We start from the raw sequence: 16,256 nt of genomic DNA, 5'->3' as shown, positions 1-16,256 counted from the left end.
GGGATGGCTTTGACCGTGGTAGGTCTTACCGGTGGCATAGCCAGTGGGAAAAGTACAGTATCGTCATTGCTTAAGGACAAAGGTGCTGCTATAATAGATGCAGATGAAATAGCAAAAGAAATAATGTCAAAGGGTAAGCCTGTATGGATTAATGTAGTAAATCATTTTGGAGAACAGATATTAAATGATGATAAAAGCGATATAGATAGAAAAAAACTTGCCGATATTGTATTTTCAGATAGAATCCAGCTAGAGGCTCTGAACAGTCTTACACATCCGGAAATTTTAAAAGAAATAAAAAAACAACTGGAAAACTATAAAAAAGCTGGAAGAAAAGTAATAGTTATTGATGCGGCGCTGCTTTTGGAGTCGGGTTTAGATGCCTTGGTAGATGAAGTGTGGCTGGTGGCTGTTGATGAAAAAACCCAGATAAAAAGATTAATAATGCGAGAAAAGGATATGGCTCATGCTCAAGCTTTAAATAGGATAAAGTCTCAGATGCCATTAAAAGAAAAATTAAAATATGCAAATAGGGTGATAGACAATAATGCCGGCATAGAAGAAACGAGGGAACAGATAGATGAAATTTGGAGGGAAATTTCATAGTTGTGTCTAAAAAAGCTGCAGCAATATTGATAATAATTATTGGTATTTTTACCTTATACAATAATATATATTGGTTCATGAAGTACATTTATCCACTTAAATATGAAGAATCCATTGTTCGGTATGCGACAGAATACAACGTTGATCCATATCTTGTGGCATCAGTAATAAAAGTCGAAAGCAATTTTTCGCCTAAAGCCGTATCAACACAGGGTGCCATAGGTCTTATGCAGTTAATGCCCGAAACTGCTCTTTGGGCTGCAGAAAAAATGGGAATACAAAATATTGATATATCAGATATTGACAACCCGGATCTTAATATAAGAATTGGAACATGGTATCTTGCCTCGCTGCTTAATGAATTTGATGATGATATTATTTTAACTTTGGCTGCATATAACGGTGGTCGAGGTAATGTAGCCGATTGGCAAGCACAAGGTAGTTTTGAAGAAAAAACAATAGACGAGATTCCGTTTTCGGAAACCAGAAATTTTGTTGCAAAGGTAATAAAGTCCTATAAGTGGTACAAGCGACTTTATAAGCTGTGAGGTGAACATTTTTATGGATCAAGGAGTATTAATAATTTTAGTAATACTTATTTTAGGGGTACTTTCAAAAAACAATTCGCTTGCTTTAGCTGCTACTGTAATTCTTGGCTTAAAACTTATTAATTTAAAGCAAGTATTAATTTTTATTGACAAAAATGCATTAAAATGGGGTATAATCATTTTAACCATGGGAATTATTGCTCCTTTTGCAACAGGTAAAATCACCATAAAAGATGTGAATGGAGCTTTAAAAAACCCTTCAGCTCTTGCAGCACTATTAGCAGGAGCTCTTACGGTAATTCTTTCCGGTAAAGGGACCAATTTAATAGCGGAAAGTCCTCAGGTGGTTGTGGGTATTATACTTGGTTCTCTCATAGGTATAGCATTTTTCAAAGGTGTTCCCGTTGGCCCGCTTACAGCTGCGGGCATAGTTGCAGTAATTATGAAATACATAAAATAATAAGAGAGAGGTTTGCTTTATGGAAGAAATCAAATCATTAAATGATGTCAAAAACATTAAAATTGATTCAAAAAGGCGATTGTTCTCAGCCAATCACGACGAGATACTTGCCGGAATGACAACAGATATATATTTTATTAAAACCATGGAAATTTTGCGGCATATGAATATTTCAACAAAAGAAGTGGTGGCTGAAGTGTTCCCCAGAAAATCTGGCGTTATGTGCGGCGTTGAAGAGGTTTTAAGTCTTTTACAGAACAAAAACATTGAAATATATGCCCTTCCGGAAGGTGAGACCTTCGAGCCAAAAGACACGGTTATGAGAATAAGAGGTTCTTATGAAGAGTTTGGCATATATGAAACGGTTCTTCTTGGGATGATGGCACATCCTAGTGGATGGGCGACAGCAGCACGCAGTTGCCGTGAAGCTGCAGGAGATAAGACTTGCATATGTTTTGGTGCAAGACATGTCCATCCGGCTGTTGCACCGGTTATGGAGAGAGCGGCAGTAGTAGGTGGTGCTGATAATGCCAGCTGCATTTTAGCAGCGAAACTTCTGGGCAGAGAACCCTCCGGGACTATTCCCCATGCGGCTATAATAATGGCAGGAGATACTGTTAAAGTAGCAAAAGCCTATGATGAGATTATGCCGCCAGATTCTCCGAGAATAATTCTTGTAGATACCTTTAAAGATGAAGCTGAGGAAGCATTAAATGTAGCTATGGCTTTAGGAAAGGACTTGGAAGGTGTAAGGCTGGATACTCCAAGTGAACGCGGGGGTGTCACACCGGAGCTTATATATGAAATTAGAAAGCGATTAGACCAAAAGGGCTATGATTATGTAAAAATATTTGTATCAGGAGGTCTTAGCCCTGAAAGAATAAAGATTCTTATTGAAGCCGGAGCAGATGCTTTTGGCGTTGGCAGCTATATATCCGGTGCTACACCTATAGATATGACATTGGATCTAAAAATGGTAGATGGCACACCTGTTGCCAAACGAGGTCGAATTCCCGGATTAAAGGATAATCCTAAACTTAAAAGAATGAAGTGATCCAATATATATATAATATAATAAACATGAAAACCGAAGCATTATTGAGGCATTATTTAAATTGCAATTTAGAAATGATTTTATTGGGGTGCCGTCCATGAAAAGAAAACTGATAGCAATATTAATATTTATAACGGTATTTTTTAGCACAGCTTGTTCCGATACAGAGCATTTAAGCCCTATTGAGCCAAAGGAACCGGAGAAACAAGAAGTGGCTGAATCCCCTCAAAGCGGCGGAACGGTTAGTCTTGCCACAACTTCGAATTTAAACATGGACCCTTTAATGGCAAATGATGAGGAAACAAAGGCAATTTTAAGCCTTATTTACGAAGGCCTTGTGAGAATCGATGGTCAAGGTATGCTACAACCTGCTCTTGCTGAAAGTTGGCAAATTGATGAGGATGGTAAAATATACACTATCAATCTAAGAACTGATGTAAAATGGCATAATGGGGAAACATTTTCATCAGCAGATGTCAAAGCTACCTTTGATAGAATAAAAGAATTAAAAAAATCTGTAAAAAAAGTTGAAAGACCGGATTTTGCTGAATTTGACAATATTCAAAGCTACGAAGCGTTGGATAAAAATACTTTTATTATTTCTTTATATAAACCTGATGCTGATTTTTTATACGGCATGACTAGAGGCATCCTTTCAGCATCATTTATTGAAACATTAAAAACAAGTAAAGGTACAGAAAAAACAGCGTCTGAATATATCGGTACAGGGCCTTTTAAAGTAGTTAGTAGGTCAAGCGACTCAGTAAGCTTAAGGAGAAATGATGACTATTTTGGTGAAAAACCATATATAGAAGGAATGAATATCAAAATTTTCCCGGATAATACTGCTATCAAGGAAGCATTTAACAAGCGGGCAGTTGATATGATTAATATTGAACCGGAGGATTGGAATGTATTCCATGAAATGGAAGATGTTTATCTGCTTCAATATCCCTCAAGATATTTTGAATTTATCGCAGTAAACTTAACCAATCCCATATTAAGTGATGTTAATGTGCGCCAAGCTATGCTTATGGGAATTGATCGAAACAGAATTCTCCAGGATACAACTTTAGGACGGGGTTTAGTGATTGACGGTCCAATTTTACCTTATTCGTGGGCTTTTAATTCTAATATGCAACAGATAATGTATAACAAGAGAACGGCAGCACAAAAACTTAAAGAAGCAGGTTGGGAAGACAAAGATGATGATGGAATTTTAGAGAAAACCATTGGTAAAAAGAAATATAAACTCGAATTCGAGTTATTGGTTAATACTTCAAACGGAGCTCGATATCAAACGGCATCCCATATAGAAAAGGATTTAAAAGACTTAGGTATTTCTGTTAAACTTACAAATGTCACATGGGATGAATTAAAAAGCAAGGTTATGAGCAAAAAATACGATACTGCTGTTATGGGGTGGAAACTTGCGCCTAATCCGGATTTGCAGTTTATGTTCGCCAGCAGTGAAATAAAGAACGGGTATAACTTTGTATCATATTCAAATCCCGAACTTGATGATATTTTGATTCAAGCTAAGACAGATTATGAAAGCAAAAAGGAACTTTTGTATGAGGCTCAAGAAATTATAAACCGTGATTTACCATATCTGTTTCTTTACAGTCCTAATGAAATTTTAGCTTTAAACAAAAGGTTAAAAGGAGTCGAGCCTGACCCCATAAACCTGTTCAATAATATAAATGAGTGGTGGATTAAACAATGAATTCACCTAAAAAACCCAATTTAGATGCAAAAGATATCTTAGCAATGATAATAGCAGCATTTGAGTTGCTGCTGCCCCCAGTGCTTATTATATTTGGTGCCGTTATAGCGATATATTATGTGCTCAAGTTTTTGACAACTTAAAATTCCGGGCCATTTTATTTTAGCATATAAAAGTATTTTGCTGGCAACAGACTATAAGCATTTTGAAATTACGGGCATAGCTAGCAGGCTTTAAAATAAGTACACTTAAAAAGCGAGCAATATAGCTCGCTTGAAATTTACTTAGTATGATTATGGTGCGGAGAGCGGGAATTGAACCCGCACGGGATAACCCATACGCCCCTCAAACGTACGCGTCTGCCAGTTCCGCCATCCCCGCATATGACAATAAACATTATACCTTCTTATCGTTTTTATGTCAATACATCCCAAAGCGATTTTTTCAAACCGCATCGTCTCATTATATAGGCTGAAAATATTGCCAATCCTGCCATGAACATGCCATATCCTATATGCATGAATCAGGGTATTTCAAATTATTCTCAGGGAACCATCAGAAGCTTATGTTTTCATAAGTGTTCATCCGGCGCTTGACGGAAAAAATCCTCATATCCGTAGAAACAACTTCGTAAACAAAATATTTTTATATAATGTAATTGAATAATATAACAAAACCCATTCCTGACAGCACAGTTGCAAACATGTTTCTTGTTTTGTAAGCGATGGGAAAGGTCAGCAAAGAAGCTAATAACAGGGGGTTAGAGAAAGTAATATTCAATTTATTTTCTGCCATAATTACACCGGGGAAAAACAGCGCAGAAAGCACTGCCGCAGGAACAAATCTCAAGAACTTTATAAAAAATTCTGGGATTTTTCTGTTTGACAGCAAAGTCGCAGGCAACATTCTCGGAAGATAAGTTACGATTCCCATTGCAATGACAAGATATATGTAACCCAAGTCAATCTTCATTGTCTATAAACACCCCTACTATTGCAGCAATTACGGTAGCCAAAATAACGTTCCAGTTTCCCGGTATTAGATATATGAATAATATAGAAAGCAAGCCTGATATCAATGAAACCAAGACATATCTAGTGTTTTTAAGCTGCATACATAATAAAACGAGAAACATTCCTGGCAGAGCAAAATCAAAACCAAGGGCTTTTGTATCCGGTATAAAACTGCCCAATTTTGTACCTAAAACAGTGCTGAAAATCCAGCTTAAGTAAGCGGTGATATAAAGACCTAAATAATAAGTGTGAGAAAGTGGACCTTGTTCTGCGTCGGTAATGCTTACAGCAAAACTTTCATCAGTGATAAAGAAAGAAATAAAGGTAATGAGTTTTTGCTTTATTCCCTGAAAATGCGGTGCCAGTGAAGCACTGAACAATAGATGCCTCGAATTTACTAAACATGTAGTTATTATTATAGCGATGGTATTTGCAGCTGCACCCAGCATATTTACAGCTATAAATTGAGCCGAACCAGCGTAAACAAATGCAGACATTAAACCCATTTCCAGAGGGTTTAGGCCTATATCGGCAGCCATTACTCCGAGAGCAAAGCCAACAGGGATATATCCAAATACAATCGGTGCAGCTCGCTTTATTCCAAAAATGAAGTCACTTTCTTTGCTTGAGTGCATGATTATCCCTCATAACGTATAATAATTAAATTTTATGATAGCAGATAAATTCGATTCATGTCAATATAGAAAATGAAATGCTTATCATCAAAGCACCGAGCTTTGTAATCTGTGGCCACGGATTTTAGTCCGTTAAACTTGCTGTACATTATCAACCTGCTTAATATCGCTGCGGATTTTTTGATACAGTGAATTCAAGTATTTTTATAATATTTACAAAAACATGCTATAATGTAATTAATGCAACTGAGAATAAACAAAATGTATTTTTTTTAGGTTTAAAAAAGAAGGGAGAGTTTAAAAGTGAAAGCCTTACTTGTTATCGATATGCTGAAAGATTTTATCTATGAAGGCGGTGCTTTGAGTGTGGGGCCGCAAGGTAAAGCCATTATAGGGTTTATAAAGGAAAAAATAAACAATTTCAGGGAGCATGACTATCCGGTTATATTTATTTGTGATAACCATGAAAAAAACGATAAAGAGTTTGAGATGTTTGCTCCTCACTGTATTGCCGGAACTTGCGGTGCGAAAATAATCGAAGATTTGGATGTAAAAGATGATGATAAAATAATAGTAAAAAGACGTTACAGTGCCTTTTTTGGAACTGATTTAGATCTATATTTAAGGGAAAATAAAGTTGATGAAATATTTCTAGCGGGTGTTTGTACAAATATTTGTGTGCTTTATACCGCTGCTGATGCTAGAAATTTGGCGTATAAAGTGAATATTTACAAAGATGGAGTAGCTTCTTTTGATGAAGAGGCACATGATTTTGCATTAAAAGAGGCAAAAAATACATTAGGCTGTTTGATTATTTAATGGTTTTTGCAGCTGCATCCCTTGCGATGTCCCGAATGACCGCAGTTTTTATCCTCGTGTTGATGATTACAGTAGTTTGAAGGCTCTACAATTTTTATGCTGTCTAACTGTGATTTGAGATTTGACTTCATAGAATCAATATAAAGCCGGCGTAGGTATGCCTGCTCTTTTTTTTCTTCTTCGGAAAGACCGCCATTTTTTTGTTTTTTATAAAGTTCGTTGATGCGAGCGATTTGTTCCTTCGATATCATAGAAAATCATCCTTTTCAAGTTGTTTGAAGTAAATTCTCATTATAAGGTATAATATAATTATAAATATTTTCGTGAAAAATTCAAATCGGAGAGAAATATGGATATAAAGCAAGATATAATTTATTTTTCAAAGGAAATAGGCTTGGATAAAGTCGGTTTTACAACAGCTAAGCCATTTTTGCAGGAAAAGGAAGTTTTATTAGAAAGGAAGGCAAAAAATTTAATATCCCCTTTCGAAGAACAGGATATTGAAATCAGATGTGATCCGGAAAAATCCTTACCGGGTGCTAAAACCATTATATGTTTTGCCATGGGTTATCTTATATATTCGCAAAGCTCATTAGAGGCTGTTTCATCTCACATAGAAAGTAGGTCTGAGGGAAAAATTTCCAGGTATGCCCAAGTTAAGGATTACCACGTCATACTAAGTGAAAAATTAAGACATGTTGTTGATTTTATTTCAAAAAAACGTCCCGGCAGATTTAAGATTATAGTTGATACAGGTAGCCTCATTGAAAAAGCTGCTGCCAGACGAGCAGGTTTAGGATGGATTGGCGAAAATACATGCTTTTTTACACCAGAATTAGGCTCGTGGATATTTTTAGGGGAGATTCTAACAGATATTGAAATCGAACCGGACAGCCATATTGAAAGTAACTGCAACGGATGCGGCAGCTGCGTAAGTGCGTGCCCTACGGGGGCACTGATGGCACCTTTTCAAATAAATCCGTACAGATGTCTTTCTTATATTACCCAGATCAGGGGGCATATTCCGGAAGAATTCAGAAAAGCTCTTGGTGATAGGGTTTTTGGATGTGATACATGTCAGGAGGTTTGTCCTTGTAATCAGAAAGTAAAAATTCCCAATCATAAAGAGTTTATACCCGATATTCCGGCAGAAAGAGATTTGGAAAAGCTTGCAATATTGAGCAAGCAAGATTTTAATATGATGTTTAATAATATAGCTGCCGGCTGGCGTGGAAGAAACGTCATTCGCCGAAATGCCGTATGTGCATTGGGAAACCTGAGAAGTGAAAATACTAGAAATTTACTTAAGGTACTAACTAAGGATCCATCGGAAATTGTAAGAGAACAAGCTCGTTGGTCATTACAGAATTATTTGTGCCGTTAAGAGGGGTCATGCTTGGTTAAAATTGGAACAGTTATTGTTTACAAAATACTCAGACATGGAATTTATAAAGAGAGGCGGCAAGAGAAATACCTCTTGCCGCCTGTTGATTGATTACTGTGGCGTGTACCAGCCGCGCTGATTCATAGCGTCAAAGATCATCTTTGCATGCTGCTGTTCTTCATCTTGAATCTGTCGAAGTGTATCCCTTACAGTTTCGTTAGCTGCCTCCATTACGGCTGTTTCGTAAGTTCCGGAAACATATTTTTCTGTCATAAGCATATCGTTTAGGATATCCTTATCAATATTAGTTCCGGCTATGTTTTTGTTTTGTGTCTGATTCATCAAAATACCTCCCTATACAATAAATTATTGACTTTGATTCTGTTGTAAAAGCCGGTTAATAGTGTCAATGTGCTGCTGTTCACGATTTGCAAGGGTTTTAAACATAGAGGAAAGCTCTGTGTCCTGCATTTGATTTGCATAATTATTATACTTTAGCACACAAATCTGTTCATGACTTAAGGCATCCTGCAGCAGCATGGTTTCTTTTTGAGTTAATGGCAACTGATTCACCTCCAATAACTTTCATTCAACAGTCTTATTTTATCCCGTAATTTAAGTTACTATGCCTTAATTATATTTTTTAAAACGAGTATATGCTTTACAAATTATGGTAATAGAATTTTTCGCGAAATATAATTAAAAAAAATTTAAAGATGAATACTAATATCAGCAATAACGGGAAGGATGTTTTTAAAAATGCCAAAAAACATTAAGGAATTTGCTTTGCATTAGGTTACTGTTAGAGTTTGTTGGAGTAAGGAAGAATTAAAGTTTTTTCTGTTAATAAGTAGGGCAAAAGTTGATGACACAGTATAAACTTGTGATATAATAAAAATGTTAAACCTTTGGATCTGTGTATAAATGGTAAAACCTGTGGGACGGTAATGCTTATCCATTCGAAAAAAAACTTATGCGGCATTACAGAAGATTTAAAACAGGTAAAGCTTTATTTTAAATAAATATCCGAGGATAATACAAGTATAGCGGGTGATGAATTTGAGGCAGGTATATCTTGATAACAGTTCGACAACTAAGGTTTTGGATGAAGCAGCACAAACTGTTTTTGATGTAATGACAGTGTATTTTGGTAATCCTTCTTCTCTGCACGGAAAGGGAATTGAAGCCGAGAAAATAATGAAGCAGGCACGCGAGAAAGTAGCGCAAGTATTAGGTGTAGACCCTGGCGAAATATATTTTACCTCAGGTGGAACAGAATCTAATAATTGGGCTATTAAGGGAGCTGCTCACAACCTTCGACGGCAGGGCAATCATATTATAACCACATATATTGAACACCCATCGGTTTTAGAGGTATTTAAGGCTCTTGAAAACGAGGGCTTTAAAACTACGTATCTTAAAGTGAATAAGGAAGGTTTTATAGACATAAGTGAATTAAAAAATGCATTAACACCGGAAACCATTCTTGCAAGTGTTATGTATGTAAACAATGAAGTAGGGTCGATTCAGCCCATAGAGGATATAGCCGAAATTATTAAAACACATAACAAAAATATACTTTTTCACGTTGATGCGGTACAGGCTTTTGGGAAAATGCCTCTTGTTCCTAATTTGAAAGGTATTGATTTATTGTCTTTGAGTGGTCATAAAATATATGGTCCTAAAGGGATTGGTGCTCTTTTTGTAAGAGATAAAGTGCGCATAGAACCCCTTTTACATGGCGGTGGTCAGGAATCAGGCCTTCGTTCGGGAACGGAAAATATGCCAGGAATTGCTGGATTGGGTGTGGCAGCCGAAGCTTGCTTTAATAATATGATAAATTGGCAAAGTAAAATGGAGGAGCTTAAAAAACACTTAAAAGATGGTATACTAAAAGGAATACCGGACACAGTTTTAAATGGTCCTGATATAGGAGCTCCACATATTCTAAATATTTCTTTCCTTGGTACAAAGGGAGAAATACTTTTACATGCGCTTGAGGCAAAAGGTATATATGTATCTACAGGTTCGGCTTGTTCCTCACACAAGAGTGGAACAAGTCATGTGTTAAGAGCCTTAGGTAAGAGTCCTGAAGAACAGGATAGTGCTTTAAGGTTTAGCCTATCACCTTTTCTTTCATCAGATGATATGGATTATACCATACGAGTCCTTACCGAAGAAGTAAATGAAATAAGAAAGTTTGTAAGGAGGTAAAAATGGAGAGTCTTTACTTGATAAGTTTTGGCGAAATTGCCTTAAAAGGTGGAAACAGACCTTTTTTTGAGAGAATTCTGATGCAGCGAATTAAACAAGCATTGAGACCTTATGATGAAAACGTCCGTCTTCAAAAAACTCATGGACGAATTTATTGTTTTACAAAAGCACCGCGGGAAAAAGTTATAAATGCCTTAAAAAAAGTTTTCGGTATAGTTTACATAAGCCCTGTGCTAAGCTGTGAAAATGATTTAGAGCAAATAAAAAGAGCTGCTCTTGAAGTAGTCAAGGGCCAAAAATTTGAAGGTAAAACTTTTAAAGTAGAAACCAGACGACCTAATAAATCTTTTCCGCTTAAATCTCCTGAAGTAAGTAGAGAAGTAGGGGCATATATTTTAAGTAATCTTGGGAATTTAAAAGTCGATGTTCATAATCCTCAAATAAGAGTTGATATCGAAATTCGGGAAAAGGCTTTCGTTTATTGTGAAAGAGTTCCCGGACCGGGAGGGCTGCCACTGGGGTGTAATGGAAAGGCTGTATTATTGCTTTCCGGAGGTATTGACAGTCCGGTAGCTGCTTATATGCTGATGAAGCGAGGAGTTGAAATAGAACCTGTATACTTTCACAGCTTTCCTTTTACAAGTGATAGGGCAAAAGAAAAGGTGATAGAGCTTTGTAGAGTTTTAGCAGGGTATTCGGGTCAAATGCGATTGCACGTGGTAAATTTCACGGAAGTTTTAAAGCAAATTAGTAAAAATACTCCTGATGAATTTTTAACTATAATTATGCGGCGAATGATGATACGAATAGCTCAAGAAATTGCTGAGAATGTAGGTGCAAAAGCGCTGGTAACGGGAGAGAGCTTGGGGCAAGTAGCAAGTCAAACAATGGAAGCCCTAGTTGCAACCAATGAAGTTGCTACAATGCCGATATTTCGCCCGCTTATCGGTTGTGATAAAATAGAGATTATGGATATCGCAAAGAAAATAGGAACATATGACATTTCCATAGAGCCGTATGCGGATTGTTGTACGGTTTTCGTACCTCAGCATCCTAAAACGCGTCCAAATCTTTTAAGTGTTCAAAAAGCCGAGAGTGGGGTTGATATAAAAAAATTGACAGAAATAGGTCTTACGGATATTGAAATCATAGATGTGCAACCATAGCTTTAACTGTAAGATATTCTAATTATTATAAAATAATTTCTAGGAATTATAAATGTATCAAATGACGGTCAAAAAACCGTCTTTGCTTTTATGGGAAATAATTTTGGAGGAAAAATTATTGACTGGTAATAAGGCAATTTTTTATAATATTTCTAAAAGCTATAAACATGTATTAAAATGATAATTTTTTCAGCACAGAACTTTTTGTCAAAAATGCTTCCTAAAGTATATTTGACAAAGGTTTTCCCTAAATAGTAAGCGTAAAACACTTAAGAGAATATAAAAAAATATTAAAGGCATATTTCTTGCATTATTTTAACACGTAAGACAGATAGAATGGTCAGATATTCTAAACTAGCAGCTAAATGCTATTTGAAACAAGAATTGGAGGGAGATTAATTGCGCGTAATGCACCATCCCATTCTAGGGGATGAAACAAGACAATTTAATGCTACGATTACCGTGGATGGGAAAAAAATACAAGCTATTGAAGGAGAGCCGATCGCCGCTGCCCTTCTTGCCGCGGGCATAAAAAAATTTAGAGAAACTCAAAAATATCATAAACCCAGAGGAATATTTTGTGCAATTGGCCGTTGTACTGATTGCGTAATGACAGTTGACGGTATTCCCAATGTCAGAACATGTGTTACACCGGTTAGAGACGGAATGATTATAAACACTCAGAAAGGTCTTGGGGAGTGGGGTGACAGATTATGAAAACAACGGATATCGCCGTAATAGGTGCCGGTCCTGCTGGTCTTTCGTGTGCCGTGGAAGCTGCAAAAGCCGGAGCAAAGGTAACGGTGCTGGATGAAAATTTAAAGCCCGGAGGACAACTCTTTAAGCAAATCCACAAGTTTTTCGGCTCAAGGGAACATAGAGCTGGAACCAGAGGATTTCGTATAGGTCGGCAGCTTTTGGAAGAAACCGAGAGACTTGGTGTAGAAGTGTTGCTCGATGCTGCTGTTTATGGAATTTATGAGGACCGCCTTATAGCTTTTATTACCAATGGTAAAGACCACACTTTAAAAGCCGAAAAGATAGTGATGGCAACCGGTGCCTCAGAAAATGCATTGGCTTTTCCGGGATGCACACTGCCCGGAGTTATGGGTGCAGGTGCGGCACAGACCATGATTAATGTAAATCGGGTTTTGCCGGGACAAAAAATTGTAATGGTAGGGTCTGGCAATGTTGGTCTCATAGTTTCATATCAATTGATGCAGGCAGGAGCCGGTGTAGTTGCATTGATAGAGGCAGCTCCCAAAATAGGCGGATATGGAGTTCATGCCTCAAAGATTCGAAGGGCTGGTGTTCCGATATACATCTCTACCACAATTAAAGAAGTAGTAGGAAAAGAAAAGGTAGAGGAAGTTATCACTGTAGAACTTGATGAGAAGTGGCAACAGGTTAAAGGAACTGAAAAGCAATTTAATGCTGATACTGTTTGCCTTGCTGTTGGACTTTCGCCTTTAACAGAACTTGCTTGGATGGCAGGTTGTGAGTTTACCTTTATACCTGCATTAGGAGGTCATGTCCCTATTCATGACAGAAATATGGAAACAACATTAAAGGGTATATATGTAGCCGGTGATATCACAGGCGTTGAAGAAGCATCTTCTGCTATGGAAGAAGGGAGACTGGCCGGTGTAGCTTGTGCCGAAAGTTTAGGATACTATGATGAAAAACAGGCTCTAGAACTGAAAAATCAAATTTGGGGCCGATTGGATGCATTGCGTACAGGGCCGTTTGGTGAAGGAAGATTTACAGCTAAGCTTAAGCAGATAAATGCGAGGAGGCAACTGGCATGACACAAAAATCAGGAGTAATTTATCAAGGGTTTCCTTCGGAAGAGGAGCTTTCTAAAATTCCGGGAGTTCCATCCAAGGACCGCATTCAAAAGGGGCCAGTAGCTTGCATAGAATGTGTCCAAGAGATACCGTGCAATCCATGTGAGGAGGCATGCCCCTATGGTGCCATTACTGTAGGTAAACCAATTACTAATTTGCCAACACTTGATGAAGATAAGTGTATTGGCTGCGGGACATGTATAGCCGCATGTCCGGGACTTGCAATATTTCTATTAAACGTTTCGGGGAAAAAAGCTGAAGTCAGTTTTCCGTTTGAATATTATCCACTACCTAATAAGGGCGATGAAGTTGATTGTGTTGACCGAGAAGGCAGTGCAGTGGTTAAGGGCAAAGTATTAAGAATAATCAAATCTCCAAAATACGATGCTACTGCCGTTATAACGGTTGAAGTACCTGCTGAATATATAAATATCGTTCGGAGTATAAAACGCCTAGGGAGGTCTGAATAATAATGAATGAAGAATATATTTGTCGTTGTGAAGAAGTCACGAGGAAAGAAATTCAAGAGGCTATTGATGATGGAGCTACAACTTTAGCCGGAGTTAAGCGCAGAACTCGTGCCGGTATGGGTCTGTGTCAGGGTAGAACTTGCCAGCGCTTGGTTACTCAAATGCTGGCAAAGGTTGAGGATCCGGCTGAAATAAAACCCCCCACCTCCAGACCTCCGGTACGTGCTATAAAAATCGGAGAAATCGCGGAGGAGGAAGATGAGTGAAGAAAAACGCTGATGCAGTAGTTGCAGGCGGTGGTGTAATAGGCACTTCTATAGCATACTACCTATCAAAGAAGGGTATGGAAATAATTCTTCTTGAAAAAGACGACTTGGCATCAGGTTCTTCAGGAGCTTGTGATATAGATATAATTTTGCAATCTAAAAACCCGGGTATCCACTTACAGCTTGCTATGGAAAGCGCAAAAATGTATAAAACTTTAGCAGATGAACTGGACTTTGATATAGAATACAAAGCTACCGGTGGTATGATTTTAATCGAAAATGAAGACCAACTAAAAGTTATGAAGGATTTTGTAAGACGGCAAAAAGAGATCGGTCTTGAAGTTAAACTTCTAAGCCTTAAGGAAGCATCGAAGATTCAACCCGGGCTTTCACCGCATTTAGTGGGAGCTACATATAGCTTGCTGGATGCTCATGTAAACCCAATGCGGCTCTGTTTCGCATTTTCTCGAGCTGCAAAGAGATTAGGTGCAAAAGTATATCTTGGCACTTCGGTTTTAGACATAAGAGCAGAAAATAGTAAAGTAAAGTCAGTTATTACTAATAGAGGAGAAATAAAAACAAATATAATTATAAATGCAGCTGGGGTTTATGCTCCATTCATCGGCGAAATGGTGGGCCTTTCACTTCCCATAAAACCCAGAAGGGGTCAGATAATTGTGACGGAGTCTGTACCGAAACTGGTTATGGCGGATGTGCTTTGCGCAAAATACATAGCAGCAAAATATAATCCAAATATACTAAAAGAATCGGATAATCCAGAAACCCGGCTTGGAGTAGGTCTTTCACTGAGTCAGACACGTGATGGACAGATATTAATAGGTTCTACCCGTGAGTTTGTAGGTTATAATAAAAATACTACTCATGAAGCACTTCATGCCATTGTGAACAATGCTGTGCGTTTAGTACCTGCCTTAAGAAATATTCATGCTATCAGGTCTTTTGCAGGTCTTAGACCTTATACTCCTGACGGACTGCCGCTATTAGGACCTGTTGAAAATGTACAAGGCTTTATAATGGCTGCTGGGCATGAGGGCGACGGGATAGCACTTTCTCCGGTTACAGGAAAGATTATTTCTGACTTGATTACAGAAGGCAAAACATTTATGGATGTAAGCGAATTAAGCCCTTCAAGGTTTGGGCCTTTGCTAGGTAATGAAAATGCAGTGTAAATAAAGACTATCAGGTATAATAAATAGATACAAATCGATAAAGGAGAAATGACATGTTTGACATGATTGTCAATGGCGGCAGAACCAACTACGGTGAAATCATTGGCATACTCATGCTTGATACGAAATTTCCTCGGATTTGCGGAGATATAGGCAATGCAGGTACTTTTTGTTTTCCGGTCAGATATAAAAAGGTAGTTGGTGCTACTTCTCAAAAAGTAGTAAAAGATGCCGACTTATCGCTAGTTCAACCATTTATTGAAGCTGCAAAAGAACTAGAACGAGAGGGCGTATCCGCTATTACTACAAGCTGCGGTTTTTTGGCTATTTTCCAAGAATATCTAGCCGATGCAGTAAATATTCCGGTATTTAGTTCCAGTCTTCTTCAAGTTTCCATGGTTTACCGGATGCTGAGAAAGGGTCAGAGTGTTGGGATAATGACTGCCAGTAAGCCTCATCTTACGAAACTGCATTTTAAAGGAGCAGGAGCTGCCGATGTTCCTACAGTGGTTTACGGTATGGAAAAAGAGGAGGAATTCCCTGCTGTTTTTCTAAACCAGAAAACAACTCTTAACATTTCAAAAGCTGAACAAGAAATGATTAAGGTTGCACAAACCATGGTAAGTGAGAATCCCGATATAGGTGCAATAGTTTTTGAATGTACGAACATGCCGCCGTTTAGAAATGCCGTACAAGAAGCGGTGCAGTTACCGGTCTTTGATATCATCACCCTGACAAATTATGTTTATAACTCACTTAGATTAACAGCTAATTTTTTTTAAAAATAATGTTGATTATACTGTAGGCGGCTAATAAAAGTAAAACTGTTTATATAAGGAGAGCATGCCAAAAAAAGTT

General features: G+C 37.7%; 21 protein-coding genes and 1 tRNA gene. 16 read left to right on the top strand and 6 right to left on the bottom strand.

The features are described from left to right. Positions 1-9 precede the first annotated feature (9 nt). The 6 genes from coaE (at position 10) to TEPIRE1_RS13840 (ending at position 4,537) form a co-directional block, all read left to right on the top strand. Positions 10-606, top strand: a complete 597-nt coding sequence (coaE, locus tag TEPIRE1_RS08040) for a dephospho-CoA kinase (protein WP_013778673.1) — start codon at positions 10-12, stop codon at positions 604-606. A 2-nt stretch (positions 607-608) separates the two neighbouring features. After that, complete coding sequence (locus TEPIRE1_RS08035; protein ID WP_013778672.1) at positions 609-1,154, top strand: lytic transglycosylase domain-containing protein; 546 nt, start codon at positions 609-611, stop codon at positions 1,152-1,154. A gap of 13 nt (positions 1,155-1,167) precedes the next feature. Continuing rightward, positions 1,168-1,614 (top strand): DUF441 domain-containing protein, encoded by a 447-nt coding sequence (locus TEPIRE1_RS08030; protein WP_013778671.1) that lies wholly within the window; start codon positions 1,168-1,170, stop codon positions 1,612-1,614. A 19-nt stretch (positions 1,615-1,633) separates the two neighbouring features. After that, positions 1,634-2,668: a nicotinate phosphoribosyltransferase gene (locus TEPIRE1_RS08025; RefSeq protein ID WP_013778670.1), complete on the top strand. Its 1,035-nt coding sequence runs from the start codon at positions 1,634-1,636 to the stop codon at positions 2,666-2,668. 97 nt (positions 2,669-2,765) lie between these two features. Next, a complete protein-coding gene (locus TEPIRE1_RS08020; RefSeq protein WP_041591437.1) occupies positions 2,766-4,394 on the top strand; it encodes an ABC transporter substrate-binding protein in 1,629 nt (542 codons plus the stop codon). Next, a complete protein-coding gene (locus TEPIRE1_RS13840) occupies positions 4,391-4,537 on the top strand; it encodes a hypothetical protein (protein WP_013778668.1) in 147 nt (48 codons plus the stop codon). Before TEPIRE1_RS08020 ends, TEPIRE1_RS13840 begins: the two co-directional genes overlap by 4 nt. Before the next feature lie 153 nt (positions 4,538-4,690). On the opposite strand, the gene TEPIRE1_RS08015 is transcribed toward TEPIRE1_RS13840, so the two are convergent. The 3 genes from TEPIRE1_RS08015 to TEPIRE1_RS08005 form a co-directional block, all read right to left on the bottom strand. Beyond that, positions 4,691-4,775, bottom strand: a tRNA-Leu gene (locus tag TEPIRE1_RS08015). A gap of 264 nt (positions 4,776-5,039) precedes the next feature. Continuing rightward, complete coding sequence (locus TEPIRE1_RS08010; protein WP_013778667.1) at positions 5,040-5,366, bottom strand: AzlD domain-containing protein; 327 nt, start codon at positions 5,364-5,366, stop codon at positions 5,040-5,042. Then, positions 5,356-6,042, bottom strand: a complete 687-nt coding sequence (locus TEPIRE1_RS08005; protein WP_013778666.1) for an AzlC family ABC transporter permease — start codon at positions 6,040-6,042, stop codon at positions 5,356-5,358. Before TEPIRE1_RS08005 ends, TEPIRE1_RS08010 begins: the two co-directional genes overlap by 11 nt. Positions 6,043-6,345: 303 nt before the next feature. On the opposite strand from TEPIRE1_RS08005, the gene TEPIRE1_RS08000 reads away from it, so the two are divergent. After that, positions 6,346-6,861, top strand: coding sequence for a cysteine hydrolase family protein (locus tag TEPIRE1_RS08000; RefSeq protein WP_013778665.1), 516 nt, complete (start codon positions 6,346-6,348; stop codon positions 6,859-6,861). On the opposite strand, the gene TEPIRE1_RS07995 is transcribed toward TEPIRE1_RS08000, so the two are convergent. Further along, the gene (locus TEPIRE1_RS07995) at positions 6,858-7,112 is read right to left on the bottom strand and encodes a DUF896 domain-containing protein (RefSeq protein WP_013778664.1); all 255 of its coding nucleotides are present in this window, start codon (positions 7,110-7,112) and stop codon (positions 6,858-6,860) included. The two genes, TEPIRE1_RS08000 and TEPIRE1_RS07995, sit on opposite strands and share 4 nt — an antisense overlap. Positions 7,113-7,210: 98 nt before the next feature. On the opposite strand from TEPIRE1_RS07995, the gene queG reads away from it, so the two are divergent. Continuing rightward, entirely contained in the window at positions 7,211-8,245 is a 1,035-nt protein-coding gene (gene queG, locus TEPIRE1_RS07990) for a tRNA epoxyqueuosine(34) reductase QueG (protein ID WP_013778663.1), read from the top strand. 111 nt (positions 8,246-8,356) lie between these two features. Here queG and TEPIRE1_RS13925 read toward each other — a convergent pair whose 3' ends face one another. Then, positions 8,357-8,587, bottom strand: a complete 231-nt coding sequence (locus TEPIRE1_RS13925; RefSeq protein ID WP_015295521.1) for a spore coat protein — start codon at positions 8,585-8,587, stop codon at positions 8,357-8,359. A 24-nt stretch (positions 8,588-8,611) separates the two neighbouring features. Further along, a complete protein-coding gene (locus TEPIRE1_RS13920; protein ID WP_414929838.1) occupies positions 8,612-8,818 on the bottom strand; it encodes a ferritin family protein in 207 nt (68 codons plus the stop codon). A gap of 480 nt (positions 8,819-9,298) precedes the next feature. Here TEPIRE1_RS13920 and TEPIRE1_RS07975 point away from each other — a divergent pair, with 480 nt between their 5' ends. The 8 genes from TEPIRE1_RS07975 (at position 9,299) to TEPIRE1_RS07940 (ending at position 16,180) form a co-directional block, all read left to right on the top strand. Next, on the top strand, positions 9,299-10,459 hold the full coding sequence (locus TEPIRE1_RS07975) for a cysteine desulfurase family protein (RefSeq protein WP_013778662.1): 1,161 nt from the start codon (positions 9,299-9,301) through the stop codon (positions 10,457-10,459). A 2-nt stretch (positions 10,460-10,461) separates the two neighbouring features. Beyond that, complete coding sequence (thiI, locus tag TEPIRE1_RS07970) at positions 10,462-11,625, top strand: tRNA uracil 4-sulfurtransferase ThiI (protein WP_013778661.1); 1,164 nt, start codon at positions 10,462-10,464, stop codon at positions 11,623-11,625. Between the two features lie 399 nt (positions 11,626-12,024). Beyond that, entirely contained in the window at positions 12,025-12,342 is a 318-nt protein-coding gene (locus TEPIRE1_RS07965) for a (2Fe-2S)-binding protein (protein WP_013778659.1), read from the top strand. Then, a complete protein-coding gene (locus TEPIRE1_RS07960) occupies positions 12,339-13,433 on the top strand; it encodes an NAD(P)/FAD-dependent oxidoreductase (protein WP_013778658.1) in 1,095 nt (364 codons plus the stop codon). Before TEPIRE1_RS07965 ends, TEPIRE1_RS07960 begins: the two co-directional genes overlap by 4 nt. Continuing rightward, positions 13,430-13,942: a 4Fe-4S dicluster domain-containing protein gene (locus TEPIRE1_RS07955; RefSeq protein ID WP_013778657.1), complete on the top strand. Its 513-nt coding sequence runs from the start codon at positions 13,430-13,432 to the stop codon at positions 13,940-13,942. The genes TEPIRE1_RS07960 and TEPIRE1_RS07955 overlap by 4 nt, the downstream gene beginning before the upstream one ends. A gap of 2 nt (positions 13,943-13,944) precedes the next feature. Further along, positions 13,945-14,208, top strand: coding sequence for a (2Fe-2S)-binding protein (locus tag TEPIRE1_RS07950; protein ID WP_013778656.1), 264 nt, complete (start codon positions 13,945-13,947; stop codon positions 14,206-14,208). Beyond that, positions 14,205-15,398, top strand: a complete 1,194-nt coding sequence (locus TEPIRE1_RS07945; RefSeq protein ID WP_013778655.1) for an NAD(P)/FAD-dependent oxidoreductase — start codon at positions 14,205-14,207, stop codon at positions 15,396-15,398. Before TEPIRE1_RS07950 ends, TEPIRE1_RS07945 begins: the two co-directional genes overlap by 4 nt. Before the next feature lie 53 nt (positions 15,399-15,451). Beyond that, positions 15,452-16,180, top strand: coding sequence for an aspartate/glutamate racemase family protein (locus TEPIRE1_RS07940; protein WP_013778654.1), 729 nt, complete (start codon positions 15,452-15,454; stop codon positions 16,178-16,180). Positions 16,181-16,256 lie beyond the last annotated feature (76 nt).

The organism is Tepidanaerobacter acetatoxydans Re1, from assembly GCF_000328765.2.
GTDB lineage: Bacteria > Bacillota > Thermosediminibacteria > Thermosediminibacterales > Tepidanaerobacteraceae > Tepidanaerobacter > Tepidanaerobacter acetatoxydans.
The sequence above is the reverse complement of the archived record's forward strand: the minus strand, read 5'-3'. Positions and strand labels throughout refer to the sequence as shown.

Bases quoted from the DNA above. Each gene is read 5' to 3' on its own strand.
- TEPIRE1_RS08030 (WP_013778671.1), top strand. From the start codon at position 1,168: ATGGATCAAGGAGTATTAATAATTTTAGTAATACTTATTTTAGGGGTA.
- TEPIRE1_RS08025 (WP_013778670.1), top strand. From the start codon at position 1,634: ATGGAAGAAATCAAATCATTAAATGATGTCAAAAACATTAAAATTGAT.
- TEPIRE1_RS08020 (WP_041591437.1), top strand. From the start codon at position 2,766: ATGAAAAGAAAACTGATAGCAATATTAATATTTATAACGGTATTTTTT.
- TEPIRE1_RS13840 (WP_013778668.1), top strand. From the start codon at position 4,391: ATGAATTCACCTAAAAAACCCAATTTAGATGCAAAAGATATCTTAGCA.
- TEPIRE1_RS08010 (WP_013778667.1), bottom strand. From the start codon at position 5,366: ATGAAGATTGACTTGGGTTACATATATCTTGTCATTGCAATGGGAATC.
- TEPIRE1_RS08005 (WP_013778666.1), bottom strand. From the start codon at position 6,042: ATGCACTCAAGCAAAGAAAGTGACTTCATTTTTGGAATAAAGCGAGCT.
- TEPIRE1_RS07995 (WP_013778664.1), bottom strand. From the start codon at position 7,112: ATGATATCGAAGGAACAAATCGCTCGCATCAACGAACTTTATAAAAAA.
- queG (WP_013778663.1), top strand. From the start codon at position 7,211: ATGGATATAAAGCAAGATATAATTTATTTTTCAAAGGAAATAGGCTTG.
- TEPIRE1_RS13925 (WP_015295521.1), bottom strand. From the start codon at position 8,587: ATGAATCAGACACAAAACAAAAACATAGCCGGAACTAATATTGATAAG.
- TEPIRE1_RS07975 (WP_013778662.1), top strand. From the start codon at position 9,299: ATGAATTTGAGGCAGGTATATCTTGATAACAGTTCGACAACTAAGGTT.
- thiI (WP_013778661.1), top strand. From the start codon at position 10,462: ATGGAGAGTCTTTACTTGATAAGTTTTGGCGAAATTGCCTTAAAAGGT.
- TEPIRE1_RS07960 (WP_013778658.1), top strand. From the start codon at position 12,339: ATGAAAACAACGGATATCGCCGTAATAGGTGCCGGTCCTGCTGGTCTT.
- TEPIRE1_RS07955 (WP_013778657.1), top strand. From the start codon at position 13,430: ATGACACAAAAATCAGGAGTAATTTATCAAGGGTTTCCTTCGGAAGAG.
- TEPIRE1_RS07950 (WP_013778656.1), top strand. From the start codon at position 13,945: ATGAATGAAGAATATATTTGTCGTTGTGAAGAAGTCACGAGGAAAGAA.
- TEPIRE1_RS07940 (WP_013778654.1), top strand. From the start codon at position 15,452: ATGTTTGACATGATTGTCAATGGCGGCAGAACCAACTACGGTGAAATC.